The 17,811-nt window shown below is 72.9% G+C and carries 16 protein-coding genes; 8 read left to right on the forward strand and 8 right to left on the reverse strand.

The features are described 5' to 3' along the window. Nucleotides 1-23: 23 nt before the first annotated feature. Nucleotides 24-731 carry a FadR/GntR family transcriptional regulator gene (locus H293_RS0101880; protein ID WP_020116189.1) on the reverse strand — a complete coding sequence of 236 codons (708 nt, stop codon included), beginning with the start codon at nt 729-731 and terminating at the stop codon, nt 24-26. 208 nt (nt 732-939) lie between these two features. On the opposite strand from H293_RS0101880, the gene H293_RS0101885 reads away from it, so the two are divergent. From H293_RS0101885 to H293_RS0101900, 4 genes are all read left to right on the forward strand, one after another. Next, a complete protein-coding gene (locus tag H293_RS0101885) occupies nt 940-2,355 on the forward strand; it encodes an SLC13 family permease (protein WP_020116190.1) in 1,416 nt (471 codons plus the stop codon). A gap of 36 nt (nt 2,356-2,391) precedes the next feature. Beyond that, nucleotides 2,392-3,837 (forward strand): acyl-CoA synthetase, encoded by a 1,446-nt coding sequence (locus tag H293_RS0101890; RefSeq protein WP_020116191.1) that lies wholly within the window; start codon nt 2,392-2,394, stop codon nt 3,835-3,837. Then, nucleotides 3,830-5,239, forward strand: coding sequence for a carboxyl transferase domain-containing protein (locus H293_RS0101895; RefSeq protein WP_020116192.1), 1,410 nt, complete (start codon nt 3,830-3,832; stop codon nt 5,237-5,239). Before H293_RS0101890 ends, H293_RS0101895 begins: the two co-directional genes overlap by 8 nt. An 89-nt stretch (nt 5,240-5,328) precedes the next feature. Beyond that, entirely contained in the window at nt 5,329-6,366 is a 1,038-nt protein-coding gene (locus H293_RS0101900; RefSeq protein WP_020116193.1) for a rod shape-determining protein, read from the forward strand. Nucleotides 6,367-6,387: 21 nt separating this feature from the next. On the opposite strand, the gene H293_RS0101905 is transcribed toward H293_RS0101900, so the two are convergent. Continuing rightward, nucleotides 6,388-7,017, reverse strand: coding sequence for a ScbR family autoregulator-binding transcription factor (locus tag H293_RS0101905; protein ID WP_020116194.1), 630 nt, complete (start codon nt 7,015-7,017; stop codon nt 6,388-6,390). A gap of 385 nt (nt 7,018-7,402) precedes the next feature. Between H293_RS0101905 and H293_RS0101910 the strand changes: the two genes are divergently transcribed. Next, complete coding sequence (locus H293_RS0101910) at nt 7,403-7,900, forward strand: hypothetical protein (RefSeq protein WP_020116195.1); 498 nt, start codon at nt 7,403-7,405, stop codon at nt 7,898-7,900. A 208-nt stretch (nt 7,901-8,108) separates the two neighbouring features. On the opposite strand, the gene H293_RS0101915 is transcribed toward H293_RS0101910, so the two are convergent. Then, a complete protein-coding gene (locus H293_RS0101915; RefSeq protein ID WP_028807460.1) occupies nt 8,109-9,047 on the reverse strand; it encodes an anti-sigma factor RsbA family regulatory protein in 939 nt (312 codons plus the stop codon). 331 nt (nt 9,048-9,378) lie between these two features. On the opposite strand from H293_RS0101915, the gene H293_RS0101920 reads away from it, so the two are divergent. Together H293_RS0101920 and H293_RS0101925 are read left to right on the forward strand one after the other, a co-directional pair. Continuing rightward, nucleotides 9,379-10,050, forward strand: a complete 672-nt coding sequence (locus H293_RS0101920) for an ANTAR domain-containing response regulator (protein ID WP_020116197.1) — start codon at nt 9,379-9,381, stop codon at nt 10,048-10,050. A gap of 455 nt (nt 10,051-10,505) precedes the next feature. Next, the gene (locus tag H293_RS0101925) at nt 10,506-11,042 is read left to right on the forward strand and encodes a hypothetical protein (RefSeq protein ID WP_020116198.1); all 537 of its coding nucleotides are present in this window, start codon (nt 10,506-10,508) and stop codon (nt 11,040-11,042) included. Between the two features lie 4 nt (nt 11,043-11,046). On the opposite strand, the gene H293_RS0101930 is transcribed toward H293_RS0101925, so the two are convergent. From H293_RS0101930 to H293_RS0101945, 4 genes are all read right to left on the reverse strand, one after another. Next, complete coding sequence (locus H293_RS0101930) at nt 11,047-11,742, reverse strand: SecDF P1 head subdomain-containing protein (RefSeq protein ID WP_028807462.1); 696 nt, start codon at nt 11,740-11,742, stop codon at nt 11,047-11,049. Further along, on the reverse strand, nt 11,739-12,260 hold the full coding sequence (locus H293_RS0101935; protein ID WP_020116199.1) for a SigE family RNA polymerase sigma factor: 522 nt from the start codon (nt 12,258-12,260) through the stop codon (nt 11,739-11,741). The genes H293_RS0101930 and H293_RS0101935 overlap by 4 nt, the downstream gene beginning before the upstream one ends. Before the next feature lie 367 nt (nt 12,261-12,627). Then, complete coding sequence (gene dctA / locus H293_RS0101940) at nt 12,628-14,070, reverse strand: C4-dicarboxylate transporter DctA (protein ID WP_020116200.1); 1,443 nt, start codon at nt 14,068-14,070, stop codon at nt 12,628-12,630. Then, on the reverse strand, nt 14,067-15,185 hold the full coding sequence (locus tag H293_RS0101945) for a PrpF domain-containing protein (RefSeq protein ID WP_020116201.1): 1,119 nt from the start codon (nt 15,183-15,185) through the stop codon (nt 14,067-14,069). The genes dctA and H293_RS0101945 overlap by 4 nt, the downstream gene beginning before the upstream one ends. Nucleotides 15,186-15,316: 131 nt before the next feature. On the opposite strand from H293_RS0101945, the gene H293_RS0101950 reads away from it, so the two are divergent. Next, the gene (locus H293_RS0101950) at nt 15,317-16,225 is read left to right on the forward strand and encodes a LysR family transcriptional regulator (RefSeq protein ID WP_020116202.1); all 909 of its coding nucleotides are present in this window, start codon (nt 15,317-15,319) and stop codon (nt 16,223-16,225) included. Between the two features lie 51 nt (nt 16,226-16,276). On the opposite strand, the gene H293_RS0101955 is transcribed toward H293_RS0101950, so the two are convergent. Next, nucleotides 16,277-17,740 carry an aldehyde dehydrogenase family protein gene (locus H293_RS0101955; RefSeq protein ID WP_020116203.1) on the reverse strand — a complete coding sequence of 488 codons (1,464 nt, stop codon included), beginning with the start codon at nt 17,738-17,740 and terminating at the stop codon, nt 16,277-16,279. Nucleotides 17,741-17,811: the final 71 nt, after the last annotated feature.

A 17,811-nucleotide genomic window follows, 5' to 3' on the forward strand; every position in this document is an offset into this window, starting at 1 on the left:
CTCCCGGGCCCCGCGCGAGTCCGCTATTCGTCGTCCTCCGGCTCCCAGTCCAGCAGCCGTACCTTCGCCACCGTACGGACATGGCGGCGCATCGCCGTGGCCGCCTGGCCCGGGCGCTGGAGGGCGATCGCGTCGAGGATCGCCCGGTGCTGGGCGAGGGAGCGCTCGGGGCGGTGCGGCTGGCGCAGCGACTCGGTGCGGCTCTCGGCGATCTGGTCGGCGATGGAGCGCATGAACTCCGCGAGCAGGCTGCTGTGCGCGGCCGCGGTGACCGCCGCGTGGAACAGGCGGTCGCCCTCGATGCCATGAGCCCCGTCCTCGATCTCCCCGGCCATCTTGGCCAGCGCCGTGCGCATGGCGACCAGGTCCTCGTCGGTGCGGCGCTCGGCGGCCAGTTCGGCGAGCTTGGTCTCCAGGGCCTCGCGGGCGTCGAGCACGTCGGGCAGGCGCCGGCGCCGCTCGACCATCTTCTCGACGGGCTCGACGTCGAGGCTGTCCCTCACGAGATACGTCCCGCCGCCGCGCCGCGCCTCGACGAGGCCCTGGACCTCCAGCACGACGATGGCCTGCTTCACGGAGGCCCGGCTGACGCCGAGACGGGTGGCGAGATCACGTTCGGGCGGGATCCGGTCGCCGGCCCGGAGCCCTGCCTCGGCGACGTACTGGCGCAGCCGGTCCAGCACCTGTTCGTAGAGGCGTGGCTTGGTCATGGGGCGCAGGGCGTCGGTCACGGGTCCCCCTCTCGTTCGTCGGGAGCGTAACACCCCCATAGGCGGTCAATTGGACAAGTGGCTGAGCCAATTGCGTGCGCGCTCTTGACGTACGGTACGGACCGCACCACGCTGTCCACCCATCCCCCATTGGACGAGTGGCTGAGCCAATTAGCCAGTGAGCCACTCATCCGCCCAACCGCTCCGGGGCCCAACGACGGGAGCCCGTATGTCCCCCGAACTCATCTCGATCCTCGTCCTCGTCGTGGTGTTCGTCATCGCCACCACCCGTTCCGTCAACATGGGCGCCCTCGCCTTCGCCGCCGCCTTCGCGGTGGGCGAGCTGGTCGCCGACCTCGACGCGGACGGCATCTTCGCCGGCTTCCCCGGCGACCTGTTCGTCGTCCTCGTCGGCGTGACGTACCTGTTCGCCATCGCACGGGCCAACGGCACCACGGACTGGCTGGTCCACGCGTCCATCCGGCTCGTGCGCGGGCGGGTGGCGCTGATCCCGTGGGTGATGTTCGCGCTCACCGGCGCGCTGACGGCGATCGGCGCGGTCAGCCCGGCCGCGGTCGCGATCGTCGCGCCGATCGCGCTGAGCTTCGCCGCGCGGTACGGGATCAGCCCGTTGCTGATGGGCGCGATGGTGGTGCACGGCGCCCAGGGCGGCGGCTTCTCGCCGATCAGCATCTACGGCACGATCGTCAACGGCATCGTCGAGCGCGAACACCTCCCGGGCAACGAGGTGTTCCTCTTCCTGGCCTCGCTCGGCGTCAACCTCGTCATCGCGGGCGTGATGTTCGTGCTGTTCGGCGGGCTGAAGCTGTGGGCGCAGGGGGCGGTACCGCTGGACGAGGCGAACGGGGCCGCCGGCACCCCGGACCGGCGTGACGCACCGGACCGGCGTGACGCGTCGGCCGACGGCACCGGCACGGCTCCCTCCTCGGGCGCGGCGCCCTCCTCCGGCACGGCGCCTTCCTCCGGCACCGCGCTCTCCGGCACCGAGGTGGCCACCCGCCCCGAAGAGGCCCCCGGCGCCACCCGCCTCACCCCCGCTCGTGTCGCGACCCTCACCGCCCTGGTCGCCCTGGTCGTCGCCGTCCTCGCCTTCGACCTCGACGCCGGGCTCACCTCGATCACCCTCGCGGTGATCCTGAGCGCCGCCTGGCCCCAGGACAGCCGCACGGCGGTCGGACAGATCGCCTGGACCACGGTGCTGCTGATCTGCGGTGTCCTCACCTACGTCGGCGTGCTGGACCAGATGGGCACCATCAAGTGGGCCGGTGAGGGCGTCGGCGGCATCGGCGTCCCGCTGCTGGCCGCCGTACTGCTGTGCTACATCGGGGCGATCGTCTCCGCGTTCGCCTCGTCCGTGGGGATCATGGGCGCGCTGATCCCTCTCGCCGTACCGTTCCTCGCGCAGGGCGAGATCGGGGCGGTCGGGATGGTGGCGGCGCTGGCGGTGTCGGCGACGGTCGTGGACGTGAGCCCGTTCTCGACGAACGGGGCGCTGGTGCTGGCCGCGGCGCCGGACGTGGACCGCGAGCGTTTCTTCCGGCAGTTGATGATCTACGGGGGCATCGTGGTCGCGGTGGTGCCCGCGGTGGTGTGGCTGGTGATGGTCGTGCCGGGGTTCGGGTAGGAACGACAGGCGACAACAAGTCAGGAGTTGTGAAGCGTGACCTCTCTCTTCCCGGCCCTCAGGGGCGCCGCGGCGGACCGTCCCGCCCTGCGGTTCGGTGACCGCTCGCTCACCTACGCGCAACTCGCCGCCGCGACCGGCACCCTGGCGGCCCGTCTCGCGCGGCACGACCGCGTGGCCGTCTGGGCGACGCCGGAACTGGAGACCGCGGTGGCCGTGGTGGCGGCCCTGGAGGCCGGTGTCGCCGCGGTGCCGCTCAACCCGAAGTCCGGCGAGAAGGAGCTCGGGCACATCCTGGCCGACAGCGCGCCGGGCCTGCTGCTCGCCGCGCCCGGTGCCGAACTCCCGTCAGCGGTGGGGGGTCTGGAGCGCGTCGACGTCGACGCGCACGCCACCGGCCACCCCGCCCCCGACAGCGGGGCGCAGGACGGCGACCCCGCCCTCGTCGTCTACACCTCCGGCACCACCGGCCCCCCGAAGGGTGCCGTGCTCCCCCGCCGGGCCGTCGCCACCACCCTGGACGCCCTCGCCGACGCCTGGCAGTGGACCTCGGCGGACGTCCTCGCGCACGCTCTGCCCCTGTTCCATGTGCACGGTCTGGTCATCGGCGTCCTCGGCCCGCTGCGCCGCGGCGGCTCGGTCCGTCACCTGGGCCGTTTCAGCACGGACGGTGTGGCCCGCGAGCTGAACGACGGCGCGACCATGCTCTTCGGCGTCCCCACGATGTACCACCGCATCGCCGAGACCCTGGCGGCGGACCCGGAGTTGGTGAAGGCACTGGCCGGTGCCCGTCTCCTCGTGTCCGGTTCGGCGGCACTGCCGGTGCACGACCACGAGCGCATCACGGCCGCGACCGGCCGGCGGGTCGTGGAGCGCTACGGCATGACGGAGACCCTCATGAACACCAGCGTGCGCGCGGACGGCGAGCCGCGTGCCGGGACCGTGGGCACACCGCTGCCGGGTGTGGAGCTGCGGCTGGTGGAGGAGGACGGGGCGCCGATCACGGCGTACGACGGCGAGACGGTGGGCGAGATCCAGGTGCGCGGCCCGAACCTGTTCACCGAGTACCTCAACCGGCCGGACGCGACGGCGGCCGCGTTCACGGCGGACGGCTGGTTCCGTACGGGGGACATGGCGGTGCGGGACGGGGACGGGTACGTCCGGATCGTCGGCCGGAAGGCCACCGACCTGATCAAGAGCGGCGGTTACAAGATCGGGGCGGGCGAGATCGAGAACGCGCTGCTTGAGCACCCGGGGGTGCGGGAGGCGGCGGTGACCGGGGAGCCGGACCCGGACCTGGGCGAGCGGATCGTGGCGTGGATCGTCCCGGCGGACCCCCAAGCGCCGCCGCGGCTGGACGAGTTGGCGGACCACGTGGCCCGCCGCCTGGCCCCGCACAAGCGCCCCAGGGTCGTCCACCACCTCACCGCCCTCCCCCGCAACGACATGGGGAAGATCATGAAGCGGGCGCTGCATGGCTGAGCGCCTGTCCGCACGCGAGATGGCCGCCCTGCTCGCCGACGACTTCCGCGAAATCCCGTACCCCGAACGGCAGTCGAAGCCGGACGGGCCGCTCTCCTGGCAGGGCTACGACGCCTCGCGCGCCCGCGCCGCCGAGCGCACCGGCGAGCAGGAGTCGGTCGTCTGCGGCACCGCGCACGTCGAGGGCACCCGAGCCGTCCTGATGGCCTTCGAGTTCGGTTTCCTCGGCGGCTCGCTGGGCGAACGCACCGGGGACCGTCTGGAGGCGGCGTACACGTACGCCCGCGAACACCGCCTTCCGGTCGTCCCGTTGGTGGCCACGGGGGGCAGCCGTATGCAGGAGGGCATGCTCGCCCTGTCCCAACTCCAGCGCGTGGCACGCCAGTCGGCGCTCACCAGGGCGGCGGGCCTGCCCCAGATCGCGGTACTGCGCGATCCCACGACGGGCGGCGGCTGGGCCACCCTGGGCGCGGGCGCCGACGTGGTCCTCGCCCTCCCGGGCGCCCAGGTGGGCTTCGCTGGCTCCCGGGTCCGCCCCCCGGACGCGGACCCGACGGCGTACACGGCGGACGCTCAGGTGGCGGCGGGGGCGGCGGACGCGGTCGTACGGCCGCAGGAGCTGCGGGAGACGCTCGGACTGTGGCTGCGGCTGCTCGCGAGGCCGTCGGGCGGAACCGGCGACGAGACAGCGGACGGTCGTACCCCCGACACGGCACCCGCACCCGCTCCCGTCCCGGCCCCGCTCGGCACGGCCGACCTGCCCGCCACCGGGTGGGACGCGGTCCGCAGGGCCCGTTCTCCGCAGCGGCCCCGTGCGCAGGCGTACCTGGACGCCTACTTCACCCACCGTGCGGCCGTCTCCGGCGACCGCTGCGGGGGCACCGACCCGGGCATGCTGTGCGGCTTCGGGGAGCACGGGGGCCGTACCGTCGCCTACGCCGCCCAGACCGGCACAGCCACCCGCCCCGCCGGCTACCGCACCGCCACCCGTCTGATCCGTCTCGCGGACCGCCTCGGCATCCCGGTGCTCACGCTGGTGGACACCCCGGGCGCGGCCAACGACGCGGAGGCCGAGCGCCAGGGCGTGGGAGCGGCCGTCGCCGACCTGTTCACCGCGGTCGCCTCCGCCCGCACCCCGATCACGTCCCTGCTCATCGGCGAGGGCGGCTCCGGCGGCGCGTTGGCCCTGGCGGCGCCCGGAAACACGTACGCCACGCCGGACAGCTACTTCTCCGTGATCGCGCCGGAACTGGCGGCGGCGATCCTGAAGCGGGCGCCGGAGGAGGTCGAGCCGACGGCGGATCAGCTGCGGATCCGGCCGCAGGACCTGGTGGAGCTCGGGGTGGTCGCGCCTCCCGACGGCAGAAACCCCCATTCAGCGGCACCCCGCCCGGCCCCCTAATAGAGGCGCCCCCTCCCCCGCCCCCGCACGATGCCACTAAGCCCGCCACCCGGCGCGCCCCCACGGTCTGTGCTCTCGGGAGGACCTCCATGACCGCCAGTCTGGAGCAGCTGCGCCGCTGCCACTTCGCCGTCGACCTGGGCGCGGCGAGGACGCGGGTGTACGTGAAGGGGGCCGGGCTCGTCGTCGACCAGCCGTCGGCCGCCGCCGTGAACACCCGTACCGGCGCGCTGATCGCGGTCGGCGAGTTCGCCGAGAAGATGACGGGCCGCACCCCCGACTACATCCGTGTCGTACGGCCCGTCTCCGGCGGCACCGTCGTCGACATCGAGATGGCCCAGCGCATGCTGCGCCATCTGCTCGGCGACAAGATCCGCCGCAACCTGCGCCGCAAGCCCCGGCTGCGGGCGGCCGCCTGCACCCCGCACGACGCCGACCCGCTGGCCCAGCGCGCGGCGATCGAGACCCTCGTGGGGCTCGGGGCGCGGCGCGTGGAGCTGGTGGACACCCTCATCGCGGCCGCCGTCGGCTGCGGACTGCCCGTCGAGCGGCCCGAGGCCACCATGATCATGGTGTGCGGGGCCGCCGCCACCCAGGTCGCCGTGCTCTCCCTCGGGTCGATCGTGACGGCCGAGCGCGTCCCGGTCGGCGGCGAGGCCGTCGATCACGCGATCGTCCAGCACCTGCGTCACGAGCACGAGCTGATGCTGCCCAGTCAGTCCGTACGACCGCTCCAGCTCGCCCTCTCCGGCAACGGCCTCACCCCGCAGGGCCCCGCCTCCACCGAGATCCACGGCCGGGACGTCGCCACCGGACTGGCCCGTTCCGTGCAGGTCGACACCGCCGCCGTGCGGGACGCGATCGAGACCCCGCTGACCGCCGTGCTCGACGGCATCGGCCGGGTGCTGCGCAACTGCCCGCCCGACCTGGTGGCCGACCTCGCCGACCGCGGCATCATGATGGTCGGCGGTTCCGCGCTGCTTCCCGGGCTCGACCAGATGCTGCGGCACGCCACCGGGATGCCGGTGCACATCGCCGAGCGGCCCGACGTCTGCGCCGTACAGGGGCTGGGGTACATGCTGGAGGGCCGGATCGAGCCGCTGTCCCTCGACCCCCTGGCCACCTGAGGGTCGCCCCTGTGGGCCCCCTCAGACCATCTCGGGCACCCGGGCCGTGCCCTCGGGGTGGAACCGTTCCAGCCGTCGCGGCGGCACGATGCTCGGCAGCAGCATCTCCCACATGAGGGTGGTCTCCTCGGTCAGGTCGGCACGCCCGCTGAGGACTTGGGAGCTGAGCTGCAGTCCGGTCCAGGAGCCGACGACCAGCCGGGCCACCCGTCCGGGGTCGAGGTCCGCCTTCACGTCCCCGCGCCGCTGGGCCTGGACGAGGCACTCCCGGAAGAGCTCGATCCACCGGGTGTACGGCTCGCTGACGATGCCCGCCTTGGAGCTCTGGTCGATGACCAGGCGGATGCCGGCCCGCACCCGGACGTCCGCCAGCAGCCGCCGGGCCATGGAGTGCACGATGTCGATGACGGTCTGCACTCCGGGTCTGCCCGTGTCCGTGACCGACTCCAGGGCGGAGAACTGCTCGTCGACGAGGGCCTGGGCGAGCTCCTCCTTCGAACCGAAGTGGAAGTACAGCGCGGCCTTCGTCACTCCGGCCTCCTTGACGATGTCCCCGAGCGACGTCCCGTGGTAGCCCTCGGCGTCGAAGGCGCGGGCCGCCCCGTCGAGGATGGCCGACCGGGTGGCCTCCGCGCGTTCCTGTCCGACCATGCGTCCAACCCCTGCCTGTGTCACGACGAGCTCTCGGGAGCAGTCTGCCTTGGGACGTCGGCGCCCACGCCGAGCGGGGATGAGGTCGCCACATCCATCTCCCGGCGCTGCGTGCGCTAAACGACTTTCGGACACGACAGTCGCACACAGGTCTGGTGGACCCTGGCTTCATGCTGACCCGCTGGACGCGGTCAAGTCGGCGGCAGTGAGCGGCAGTCGGGGGCGGCGGGGCCGAGTGGACGTCGTCCGGCGAGCCCGGTGTGACCGGGTGCGCCCCTGTGTGCTCCCCGCCGACGGAGTTACGGTGTAGTCACCGACGGCTGTGGGAGGCTCTTTCGTGACGAGCGGAACCGCGACGACCCGAGAGGCCGGGACCTCTCCCACCGTGACCGGACCGGCTCTCACCACGGTCACCCGGATCGGCGTGACGGGGCACCGCTCCATCCCGGGCCAGGTCCTGCCGGTCGTGCGGGCGGGGATGCGCGGGCACCTCGGCGGCGGCTCCCTGGAGGCCCTCACCTGTCTCGCGGCCGGGGCCGACCAGCTGTTCGCGGACATCGCCCTGGACAGTGGTGTCCCGGTGACGGCGGTGATCCCGGGCATGGAGTACGAGGCCCACCTCGACGACGACGTGGCACGCGCCGGGTACCGCAGGATCCTGCGCGCCTGCGCGCACCGCGTGGAGCTGCCGCCCGAACCGACGCACGAGGAGGCGTACTTCGCGGCGGGCCGCTGGATCGTCGACCACTGCGACCGTCTGATCGCCGTGTGGGACGGCCGTCCGGCGCGGGGGCTGGGGGGCACCGGCGACGTGGTGGCCTACGCGCGCAGGACGGGGGTCCCGGTGACCGTGCTGTGGCCGAGCGGGGCACAACGCGGCTGACGCTTGCAGGGTCCAAAACTGCCGAACCCGACTGCATACCGTCACATCCCGAAGCGAACCAGCCTGAGGAACACGGGGCGTCCGTGCGGATCCCCCGAGACCCCCACCGAGGCCTTGACCGGGCCACGCTGCCCGAATCCTGCCCGCGGGGCGTACGGCGAACGAACACGCGGGTGAGCGCAGGTCGTGGCGGGCGGGCCTCGGCGGGTCAGACGGCGAACCAGCATCGGACCGTCGTGCCCTTCGGCCCGGTGTGCACGCGCACGAGGTCGGCGACGAGGTTGACGATGAGGAGGCCGCGGCCGCCGAACTGGTCCCGGGAGGGCGGCCGGCGACCGGCCAGCGGGTCGGTGAGGTGTCCCTGGTCGCGGACCTCGCACACCACGTGCCCGTCCTCGGCCCAGACCCGCAGCAGCCCCGAACCGCCGCCGTGCACCACGCTGTTGGTGGTCAGCTCGGCGACGGTCAGCGCCAGGTCGTCGAGCCGGGGCCGCTGGAGCCCGAACCGCTCGGCCGCGTCGGACGCGAAGTGCCGGATCTCGCCGAGCACATCGGCGACGAAGGCGTGGGCGGCCACGTCCGGGGCCGGTGGCAGCGGGGCGTTGTAGCGGGCGTGCACGGCCTCGAAGTCGTACCGTCCGCTCTCCTCCTCCCGCCCGGAGCCGGCGTCGACGACCACGGGGTGGGTGGCGCGGGCGTCGGCGACGACCTGGGGGTCGAGGCGCCGGGTGTCGTAGGGGCACAGGATGGTGACCGGGCGGCCCTGGAAGGCGGCGTTGATCAGCGCCTCGTGCTGGACGCAGGCGGGGTACTCGACGGCCGAACGGCCGGCCCAGATCGGTTCGCCGACGATCCGCACCCGGGTGCCGGGCGGCTGGGCGTCGGCGAAGGCGCGCAGCACCCCCGGGATGATCCGGCCGGGGTTGCGCCCGGCCTCGCGCATGTCGAGGAACCGTACGTCCTCCTCGGCGCCGATCTCCGCCTTCAGCAGCCGCAGGTTCTCGGTGGGCACGGCCACGGCGACCGGTTCCCCGGCGGCGACCGCCTTGTGCACGAACGGCACCACTGCGGCCAGGTACTCCCGCTCGTCGCGGTAGAACAGCGCGGGATGCACGAACGGATCAGGCGTCTCGGCCACAGCGCTCACCACGGCGTGACCCTGTTCCCGCACGCCGGAAGGCGGCGCCGCGGCGCGTTGTACCGGACCTTCACACCCACTCCCCACTGTCGTCCCGCCTCTCTCCCCTCCGATACGTGTCCCCTCCCGAAACGTCTCCTGTCAAGACCTGGATGAGACCGCGTTTACCCCCTGTGCGCGCCCGTCACGCCCCACCGGGCCGGGTGTACTCCCCGAGGGGCCGGGCAGGCGCATTCCAGCACCGCCGGATCCCGCACAGCCACACCCCTGGGCCGGGCCGGAGTCCGGCGGCGATCGGTGACTCAACGTCGTGACGACTGTGGGGAGCAGCGAGGCGGACATGAGTTCAGCGACGAACACTTCGCTCGCGGGGCGGCTGGACACCCTGGCCATCGACAGCAGTGTGGACGGGGGCAGGGCCGTGCTCGTCGTCCGCGGCGAGCTGATCCACGGCTGCGCGGACGCCCTGGGCAGGACCCTGGCCCGGCTGCCGGAGGACATCGACCGGGTCGACCTGGACATGACGGGCGTCACCTTCATGGACACGGCCGGACTGCAGTTCCTGGAAGTTCTCGACACCTACGGCCGCCGCTGTCGCGTACGGGTGGCGGCGACCGGCTGGGCCGAACAGGCGCGCCGCGTCCTGGAGATGGCCGGTCTGGACCCCGACGATCCCCTGCACGGCCCCGGGACGCGCCGGGAGCCCGTGCCCTGCACGGTGGTCCTGGAGCGCACCCGGCAGCTGGACCTGCTGCGCACGGAGGTCGAGCAGCTCCGGCAGGCGATCGCCACCCGCCCGGTCATCGACCAGGCGCGCGGGGTCCTGATGGCCACTCACGCCTGCTCCTCGGACCAGGCGTGGAACGTCCTGCGGGAGGCCTCCCAGCTCTCCAACACCAAACTGCGCACGGTCGCCGCGGTGGTCACGGCCGGTGCGGAGGGCGGTGGCCCGCTGCCGTCGCCCGAACTGCGCCGAGCGCTGCGGACGGCGATCGACCGCTGCCTGAACTGACCGGCGGTCGTGGGCCGTTGCGGCGTCAGTACGGCAGCAGTCGTCCCGACGGAGTCCTGCGGTCGATCTCGGGCTGCCGGGTGTCACGGGACGACGAGGGCCGACGGCTGACACGAACACGGATCTGGCGGTTCATGGCGCCCTCCTCGGGCCTGGATTCCTGTTCCCCGACACGAACCAGCCTCGTCCTCGAGACCCGCCCGCACATCGTGCCCACGGAGGCACCTGCCCTGCCTCCCCGGGACGACCGCACCGCCTCCCGCTACTCCCGGGGGAGGACAACTACCCGCGAGAACGCCCGATCAAGCCTTGTCGGGCAGGACGCGCGGGAACACCCGGCCGCGCTCGAGGCGCACACTGGAGGAACGCGGCGGTCGGAAGCCGGTCCTCCGCACCCGCGAGGGCCTGTCGGCGAGGCCCGGTCGGCACGGACACCACGGACGCCAGGAGGGGCCATGCGCACAGGCACAGCTCCGGAGGTGCCCGCGCCCCGAGCCGCACGATGGCTGCTGGCGGTTGTACGGTGGCCGGCGGTTGTACGGCCCCTCCTGCGCCCCCTGCTGTGCCGCCGCCCGGCCCCCGCCGGCCCGTCGCGGCCGGACCAGTTGAGGGCGCTCGTCGCCGTACTGGACGAAGCGGTGGCCGCGCAGCGGCCGGCCGACGAGGCGGTCGCCGCGTGCGGCGAGCCCGGCCCGGTGTCCCGCGGGTCGGCCCGGGACTGCGGGCAGCAGAGCATCGCCCTGCACCGGCTGCGCGCCCGGCTCCAGGACGTGGGCACCACCGACCCGGACCTGGTGGCGGCGCAGGCCCGCGCGGCCCGGCTGCTCGCCTACGACCTGTGGATGCTGCGCGCCTCGCTGAACCTGGCCTTCACCGTCCGCCCCGTCGATCGCACCGAGGCGGCCCGGCTGCGCCTCAACGGCCTGGGCCGCCCCGCGGACGACCTGCGCCGCCTGCGCGACACCCTGCGCGCGGAGCTCTCCGAGACGTAGGGCGTCAGGTGCCGGGGTCCAGCCGGTGGGCGAGGTCGTGGACGGCGGCGCTGGTGAGGTCCCCGACGAAGGAGCCGACGATCTCCAGACGGCCGCCGGTGATCGAGCGGTTCACGTAGGGGTTGCCCCACAGCTTGCCGTCGATGACGATGGCGAATTCGTTGCGCGGAGCCGGGGCCGAGGCGATGGAGCCGGTGAGGGCGGCGAAACGGGCCCGGTCGGCGGAGTCGAGGGTCACCTCGACCTGCCAGGCGCCGTCGATACTGCTCTTGACCGCCTTGGCGGAGGCGACCCGGACGTCGGTCATGCCCTTGGCCCGGTCGGTCCGGACGCAGAGCTCCGGGTGGGTCGCGCTCGCGGGAACGGTGTAGCCGCCGCTGCCGGGGGCGCAGGCGCGCTCCGTGGACGAGGTGACCGGCAGGAGGGACATCAGGGCCGCCTTCCCGGTGCTGTCCCCTGCCGCGGGCTGCACCACGTGCCCGCGCGGGGTCGTACCGTCCGGGACGGCCACCCAGGCGGTGGCGACCGCGGCGGCGACGGCGACACCGGCCCCGGCGCGGACCAGCCGCTGCCGCCGCCGGGCGATCCGCAAGGCGCCGTCGGCGAGTCCGGCCAGCCGGGCACCGGCGGCGTCGCCGCCGCTCTCCCGGACGTGGGCGTGCAGGGCGTCGCGCAGCGGGTGTTCGGTCGAGTCGTTCATGCGACGACGCCCCTTCCGGAGGCAGTGGACAGGGAGGTGCGCAGGGAGGTGAGCGCCTTGTGGGTCTGGCTGCGGACCGTTCCCTGGGCGACGCCCAGAATCGCGGCGATCTCCTCGTCCGGCCGGTCCTCGAAGTAGCGCAGCACGATCACCGCCCGCTGGCGCTTGGGCAGCCGCCGCAGTGCTGCCATGATGTCCTGCCGCTGGACCACGGTGTCGGCCCAGTCGGTGGCCTGCTCCGACGGCTGGTCCGGCAGGGTGTCGGTGGCCGTCTCCCGTCCCCAGCTGAGCAGTCGGAAGCGGTCCACCTGGGCGTGGTAGAGCGCCCGGCGCACATAGATCTCCGGCTGCTCCCGGTCCCGCAGCTTCGACCAGCGCCGAGCGGTGGCGGCGAGCGCGGTCTGGAGCAGGTCCCGGCCCTGCTCCCAGTCCCCGGTCAGCAGGTAGGCCGTGTGCAGCAGCGATCTCGACCGCGCCGCCACGAACTCGCGGAACTGGCGTTCCTCGTCGGCGTTCAATGTGCCCTCCCTCGTTCCCCTGTAAAGACGGGTGGGGAAGGGGGTTCGACTGCCCTGCCGCCCGGACTTTTTCACATGTGCGTCCGGCGTCGCCGACGACGCGCTGCGACCGCGCGTAAGGGGACTGCGCTCCCGCGAGGAGCTTCTCGCCGAGTGCGGCGTGCAGCTGCTGCCCAAGCCCGCCACGACGACGTGGCCGCGCTGCGCGAGGGCCCGTCCGAACTCCACCACCCGGGAGATCAGCGAGGCGCACCTCCGCTGTCCGCGCAGGGTCCTGACCGGCCCGGCGGCATGGCCTGAGTGAGGGCTGACACCGAGACCGGGGCCGGTCCGGAGCACGTGCTCCGGACCGGCTGTGAGAGGTGTGTCAGCCGGCCGCGGGCACCGGCTCCCGGTCCGCCCCTGGCGCCACCCTCGGGTCGGGCTCCTCGGCATCCTCGGGGTTCGCGTCCGGCGTCGGTTCTGCCTGCGCCTCGGGGGCGTGGTCGTCCTCGGGCGCGGCGGTGAACGGGAGGTCGCCGCGCAGGACGGCCTTGGCGCGCTCCTCGTCCAGCTGTCCCTCCCACTTGGCCACCGCGAGCGTGGCGACGCTGTTGCCGACCACGCTGGTCAGGGCTCGGGCCTCGGACATGAAGCGATCGATGCCGAAGATCAGTGCCAGGGCGGCGACGGGCACGTGCGGTACGGCGCTGAGGGTGGCCGCCAGGGCGATGAACCCGGAGCCGGTGACACCGGCCGCGCCCTTGGAGGTGAGCAGCATGATGGCCAGCATGGACAGCTGCTGGGTGAGGCTGAGGTCGATGCCGAGGGCCTGGGCGAGGAAGACCGAGCCCATGGTCAGGTAGATGGCGGTGCCGTCGAGGTTGAACGAGTACCCGGCGGGCAGCGTGATCCCGACGACCGGCTTCGAGGCGCCCGCGTGCTGGAGCTTGGCCATCAGACGCGGCAGCACCGGCTCGGAGGACGATGTGCCCAGGACGATCAGCAGCTCCTCCTTGATGTAGCGGAGGAAGGGCAGCAGGCGCAGGCCGTTGACGCGCATCACGGCGCCGAGCACGACCAGGACGAAGAACAGCGCGGTGAGCCAGAACGAGCCGACCAGCAGGGCCAGGTGGCGCAGGGTGTCCAGGCCGTAGTTGCCGATGGTGAAGGCCATGGAGCCGAAGGCGCCGATCGGGGCCAGCCGCATGATCCAGCGGATGAGCGTGAACAGCACCCTGGAGAGCTTCTCGATGCCCTGGGTGATCCCGGCCCCCGCCTCGCCGGCGGCGTTCAGGCCGAAGCCGAACAGCACCGAGATCAGCAGCACGGGCAGGATCTCGTGGCCGGTCAGCGCGCTGAGCAGGGTGTCCGGGATCATGGCGAGCAGGAACGCGGAGAGGCTCTCGTGGCTCGCGGTCGCCTCCGGCGGCAGCCCCTCGGTCGACAGGGTCGAGGGATCGACGTGCAGCCCGCTGCCCGGCTGGACGACGTTCACGACGACCAGCCCGATCACCATGGCGACGGTCGTCAGGACCTCGAAGTAGATCAACGCCTTGAGACTGACCCGGCCGACGGCACGCGCGTTGCCCATGGAGGCGATGCCGTGGACGACGGTACAGAAGATGACGGGCGCGATCATCATGCGCACCAGGGCGATGAACCCGTCGCCCAGGGGTTTGAGATCGGCTCCGAACGACGGCCACAGCCAGCCTGTGGCGGCCCCGGCCAGGACGCCGATCAGGCACTGGACGTACAGCAGGGACAGCAGCCTGCGCAGGCGGCTCGGGGGAGCGTTGCCGGTACCCGGGGCAGCGTCGTTGCGGCTCATACGGGGCGTCCTTCCAGGACGGGAACGAGGAGTTCGGCTCGGGCGATGCGGCGGGCGGCGCGGTGCAGCAGCACCGTGGGGGAGGCGCCCTCCGCCGTGGGGACGGCTCGGGCGGTGACGATGCCGGCCGGGGTGCCCAGGCGCAGCGTCCCGTCGGCGGTCTGCCGGGCGACGCGGTGGGCGAGGGTGCCGGGGATGGTGGCAGCGGTGGCCAGGGCGACGGCCGAGGTGAGGCCGATCGCCGGGTGGGGTGCGTGCATGGAGACCATGCGGACGGCCAGGTCGTACGCGTCCTGTGGGACGAGGGTGCCATCGGTGGTGCGGTAGGCGACAGGGCGGGCGACCACTCCGACCTTCGGGACGGCATGGCTGACGGGGTCGCTCTCCCGGACCAGTCCCATGGCCAGGGCGGCCTGCCGGCGCAGCACGGTGAGGGCGGGCACCGCCTTGGCGAAGTCGGCGAGGGACTCGGTGCCGTCGAGTCCGAACGCCTTGGCCTCGAACAGCGCCGCCGGGGCGCCGGCATCGACCAGGGACGCCTCGACGGTGCCGGTGGGCCCGGTCAGCGTGTCCACGGCGTGGCCGGTCGGCAGGGCCCGGCCCGTCGACGTACCCGCGGGGTCCTCGAAGCCGAGGAGTACCGGCACGCCGAGCGCGGCGGTGCCCGGCACCTGGGCCGTTCCCGCGTCGGGGGCGACCCGTCCCAGGGTGGGGATGGTGCCGCTGAGCCGGGCGCCGGTGTTGACGTTGAGCATCCGCACCGTGGTCGAGTCCGACGCGAGAGGCACCAGCCCGTTGTGGACGGCGTACAGGGCGACGGCGGTGGCGCAGTTGCCGCAGTTGCTGGTCCACTCCACCTGCTCGTCGCCGATGCCGACCTGCGCGAAGGCGTACTCGACATCGACGTCCGGCTTCGTCGAGGTCCGGACGACCGCCGCCTTGGAGGTGGTGGAGGAGGCACCGCCGACGCCATCGATCTGGCGGGGGTCGGCGGCGTTGTAGGCGGCGAGCAGGAGGGTGTCGACGTCCACGCCGGTGGCCACCACGTCGTGGTGGTCGAAGATCCAGCACTTGCTGGTACCTCCGCGGATCATCTCGCCCTGCAGACGCAACACAACGGTCTCCTCGTGGAAACCCCGACGGCACTTCCGCGGGGGTGCGATCCACAGTGGGCGCGGAAAGCGTGAAGTACAATCTCGGAAATCTGCATGGGTATTAACTTGAACTAAACGCTGGAGGTGGCGGGATGCTGGACGTCCGGCGCATTCTGCTCTTCACCGAGGTCGCCCGCCGGGGCTCGGTGACGGCGACCGCACGCGCCCTCAACTACACGCCGTCAGCGGTGTCGCAGCAGGTCAGCCGACTGGAGGCGGAAGCCGGACAACCCCTGCTTGAGCGTCACGCTCGGGGCGTCACCCTCACCGACGCGGGGCGAGCGCTGGCCGAGCGGGGAGAGCGGATCGAGCGTGAACTGACGGCCGCGGAGAACGAACTCGCCGACTTCGCGGGACTGCGTGCGGGCACACTCCGGGTCGGCACCTTCCCCACCGTCGGCGCCTCCCTCCTCCCCCGGGCCGTGATCGCCTTCCGGCAGACGCACCCCGACGTACGACTGACCGTGCGCAGCGCCCGTATCGCGGGGCTGTGGGCGATGCTGGAGAACCGCGAGATCGAGATGTCCCTGATGTGGGACTACGACTGGAACCGCATCGACCGCGAGGACATCGTCGTCACCTCGCTCGCCGACGACCCTCCGGCACTCCTCGTCGGCGAGGACCACCCCCTCGCCGGTCGCTCCTCGGCCGCCCTCGCCGACTTCGCCGAAGACTCCTGGATCACCCGCGCCGACCATCACCCGGTGGCCGAGGCCCTCGCCCGCAGCTGCCGCACGGCCGGTTTCGAACCGCAGATCGCCTATGAGGCCCACGACTACCAGGAGGCCCAGGCCATGGTCGCCGCCGGCATCGGCGTCGCCCTCGCCCCCACCCTGGCCCTGGAGGGCATCCGACGAGGCGTCAGCGTCCTGCCCCTCCTGCCCCCCGCCCCGGTGCGCCGCATCCTCCTGGTCCGCATGAGCGACCACGCCCTGACCCCGGCCGCCGAGGCCTTCGCGGGCTTCCTGCGTGACAGTGCGGCGGTCGCCGGGGGGCGCTGAGGCGCCGCGCTCCGGTACTCCGCACCTGCACCGCCGAGCCGGGCGGCCGGATCACCCGGAACCCAGGACCGTCATCCAGCGCCACTGGGTGAACTGCTCCAGATTGGCGGTGCCGCCGATGCGGGAGCCGTTGCCCGACGCTCCCATCCCGCCGAAGGGGGCGTTCGCGGCGTCCTTGGCGCAGACGTCGTTGAGGTGCACCATGCCGGTGCGCAGCTGCTCGGCGATGACCGCGGCCCTCGGCGTCGAACCGGAGTGCACGGCCGCCGTCAGGCCGTATGCGGTGTCGTTGGCGATCTCGACGGCCTCATGGTCGGTACGGAACGTGACGACGGGAGCGACCGGCCCGAAGATCTCCTCGGTGAAGGCGGGCATGGTCCGCTCGACGCGGTCCAGGACGGTGGGCGGGTAGAACAGCCCGTCGCGGCGTCCGCCCGCCAGGACCCGGGCGCCGGCGGCCACGCTCTCGTCCACGATGCGTTCGATCCGCGCGGCCTGGCGCTCGCTGATCACCGGACCGAGGGCCACGCCCTCCTCGCGCGGGTCGCCGACCCGCAGCTCGTCTGCCTGTCTGAGCAGCGCCTCCGTATAGGGCTCCACTATGTCGGCGTGCACCAGATGACGTCCGGCGGCGACGCAGGCCTGCCCCTGATAGCCGAAGGAGCTCATCGCCCCGGCTGCCGCGGCGGAGTCGATGTCCGCGTCGTCGAGCACGACGATCGAGTTCTTGCCGCCCAGTTCCAGCGCCACCCGCTTGAGCCCGTCACCCGCGGCGCGGGCGACCGCCCGTCCCGCCTCGGTGGAGCCGGTGAAAACGACCATGGCGACAAGGGGATCGGCCACCACGGCCTCACCGGTGCCGATGCCTCCGGGCAGGATGTGGAGCAGCCCCTCGGGCAGTCCGGCCTCCTCGAACAGCCGCGCCACGACGACACCGCCGGACACCGGTGTGTGGGGATCGGGCTTGAGCAGAACGGCGTTGCCCAGCACGAGTGCGGGCGCCAGGGCCCGCATGGCGAACAGCAGGGGGGCGTTCCAGGGGTTGATGACGCCGACCACACCCAGGGGGACCCGCCATGCGTAACTGGTCCGGGCGGGTGCCGACGGGCTCAGGATCTCGCCGTGGGGCAGCGACGCGAGGCCGGCGGCCTGCGCAAGCTGACTGAGTCCGGCCGCGATCTCGTAGTCGCCCTTCGCCGGGACGCCTCCGGACTCCCTGACGATCCACTCGCGTATCGCCCCGCGGTTCTCGCGCAGCGCCCTGGCGGCGCGGAGCAGGACCTCGGCGCGCTCCTGGGGTGCCGTCCCGGCCCAGGCCCGCTGGGCTCGGGCGGCCTGGGTCCCGGCCCGGGCGACATCCGCGGGTGCTGCCACACCCACCTCGGCCAGCCGCTCCCCCGTGGCGGGTTCGTGCACCGGCTGGACACCGCCCTCGGACCGCCGCCAACCGCCGCTGTAGATCTTCCCGGTCCATTCAGCCGCGTCCGGCCACGTCTCCTCGTCGGTGACGGTCATGGCCCGACCCTCCAGACCCGATACATTGGTCTATCTTTTAGGTTTATGCCCTTATCGAGCATATATGGCCG

It is taken from the genome of Streptomyces canus 299MFChir4.1 (assembly GCF_000383615.1).
GTDB lineage: Bacteria > Actinomycetota > Actinomycetes > Streptomycetales > Streptomycetaceae > Streptomyces > Streptomyces canus_C.

What these genes read in the sequence shown, in the direction of transcription:
- H293_RS0101885 (WP_020116190.1), top strand. Translation starts at nt 940, where the DNA reads ATGTCCCCCGAACTCATCTCGATCCTCGTCCTCGTCGTGGTGTTCGTC.
- H293_RS0101895 (WP_020116192.1), top strand. Translation starts at nt 3,830, where the DNA reads ATGGCTGAGCGCCTGTCCGCACGCGAGATGGCCGCCCTGCTCGCCGAC.
- H293_RS0101900 (WP_020116193.1), top strand. Translation starts at nt 5,329, where the DNA reads ATGACCGCCAGTCTGGAGCAGCTGCGCCGCTGCCACTTCGCCGTCGAC.
- H293_RS0101905 (WP_020116194.1), bottom strand. Translation starts at nt 7,017, where the DNA reads ATGGTCGGACAGGAACGCGCGGAGGCCACCCGGTCGGCCATCCTCGAC.
- H293_RS0101920 (WP_020116197.1), top strand. Translation starts at nt 9,379, where the DNA reads ATGAGTTCAGCGACGAACACTTCGCTCGCGGGGCGGCTGGACACCCTG.
- H293_RS0101925 (WP_020116198.1), top strand. Translation starts at nt 10,506, where the DNA reads ATGCGCACAGGCACAGCTCCGGAGGTGCCCGCGCCCCGAGCCGCACGA.
- H293_RS0101930 (WP_028807462.1), bottom strand. Translation starts at nt 11,742, where the DNA reads ATGAACGACTCGACCGAACACCCGCTGCGCGACGCCCTGCACGCCCAC.
- dctA (WP_020116200.1), bottom strand. Translation starts at nt 14,070, where the DNA reads ATGAGCCGCAACGACGCTGCCCCGGGTACCGGCAACGCTCCCCCGAGC.
- H293_RS0101950 (WP_020116202.1), top strand. Translation starts at nt 15,317, where the DNA reads ATGCTGGACGTCCGGCGCATTCTGCTCTTCACCGAGGTCGCCCGCCGG.
- H293_RS0101955 (WP_020116203.1), bottom strand. Translation starts at nt 17,740, where the DNA reads ATGACCGTCACCGACGAGGAGACGTGGCCGGACGCGGCTGAATGGACC.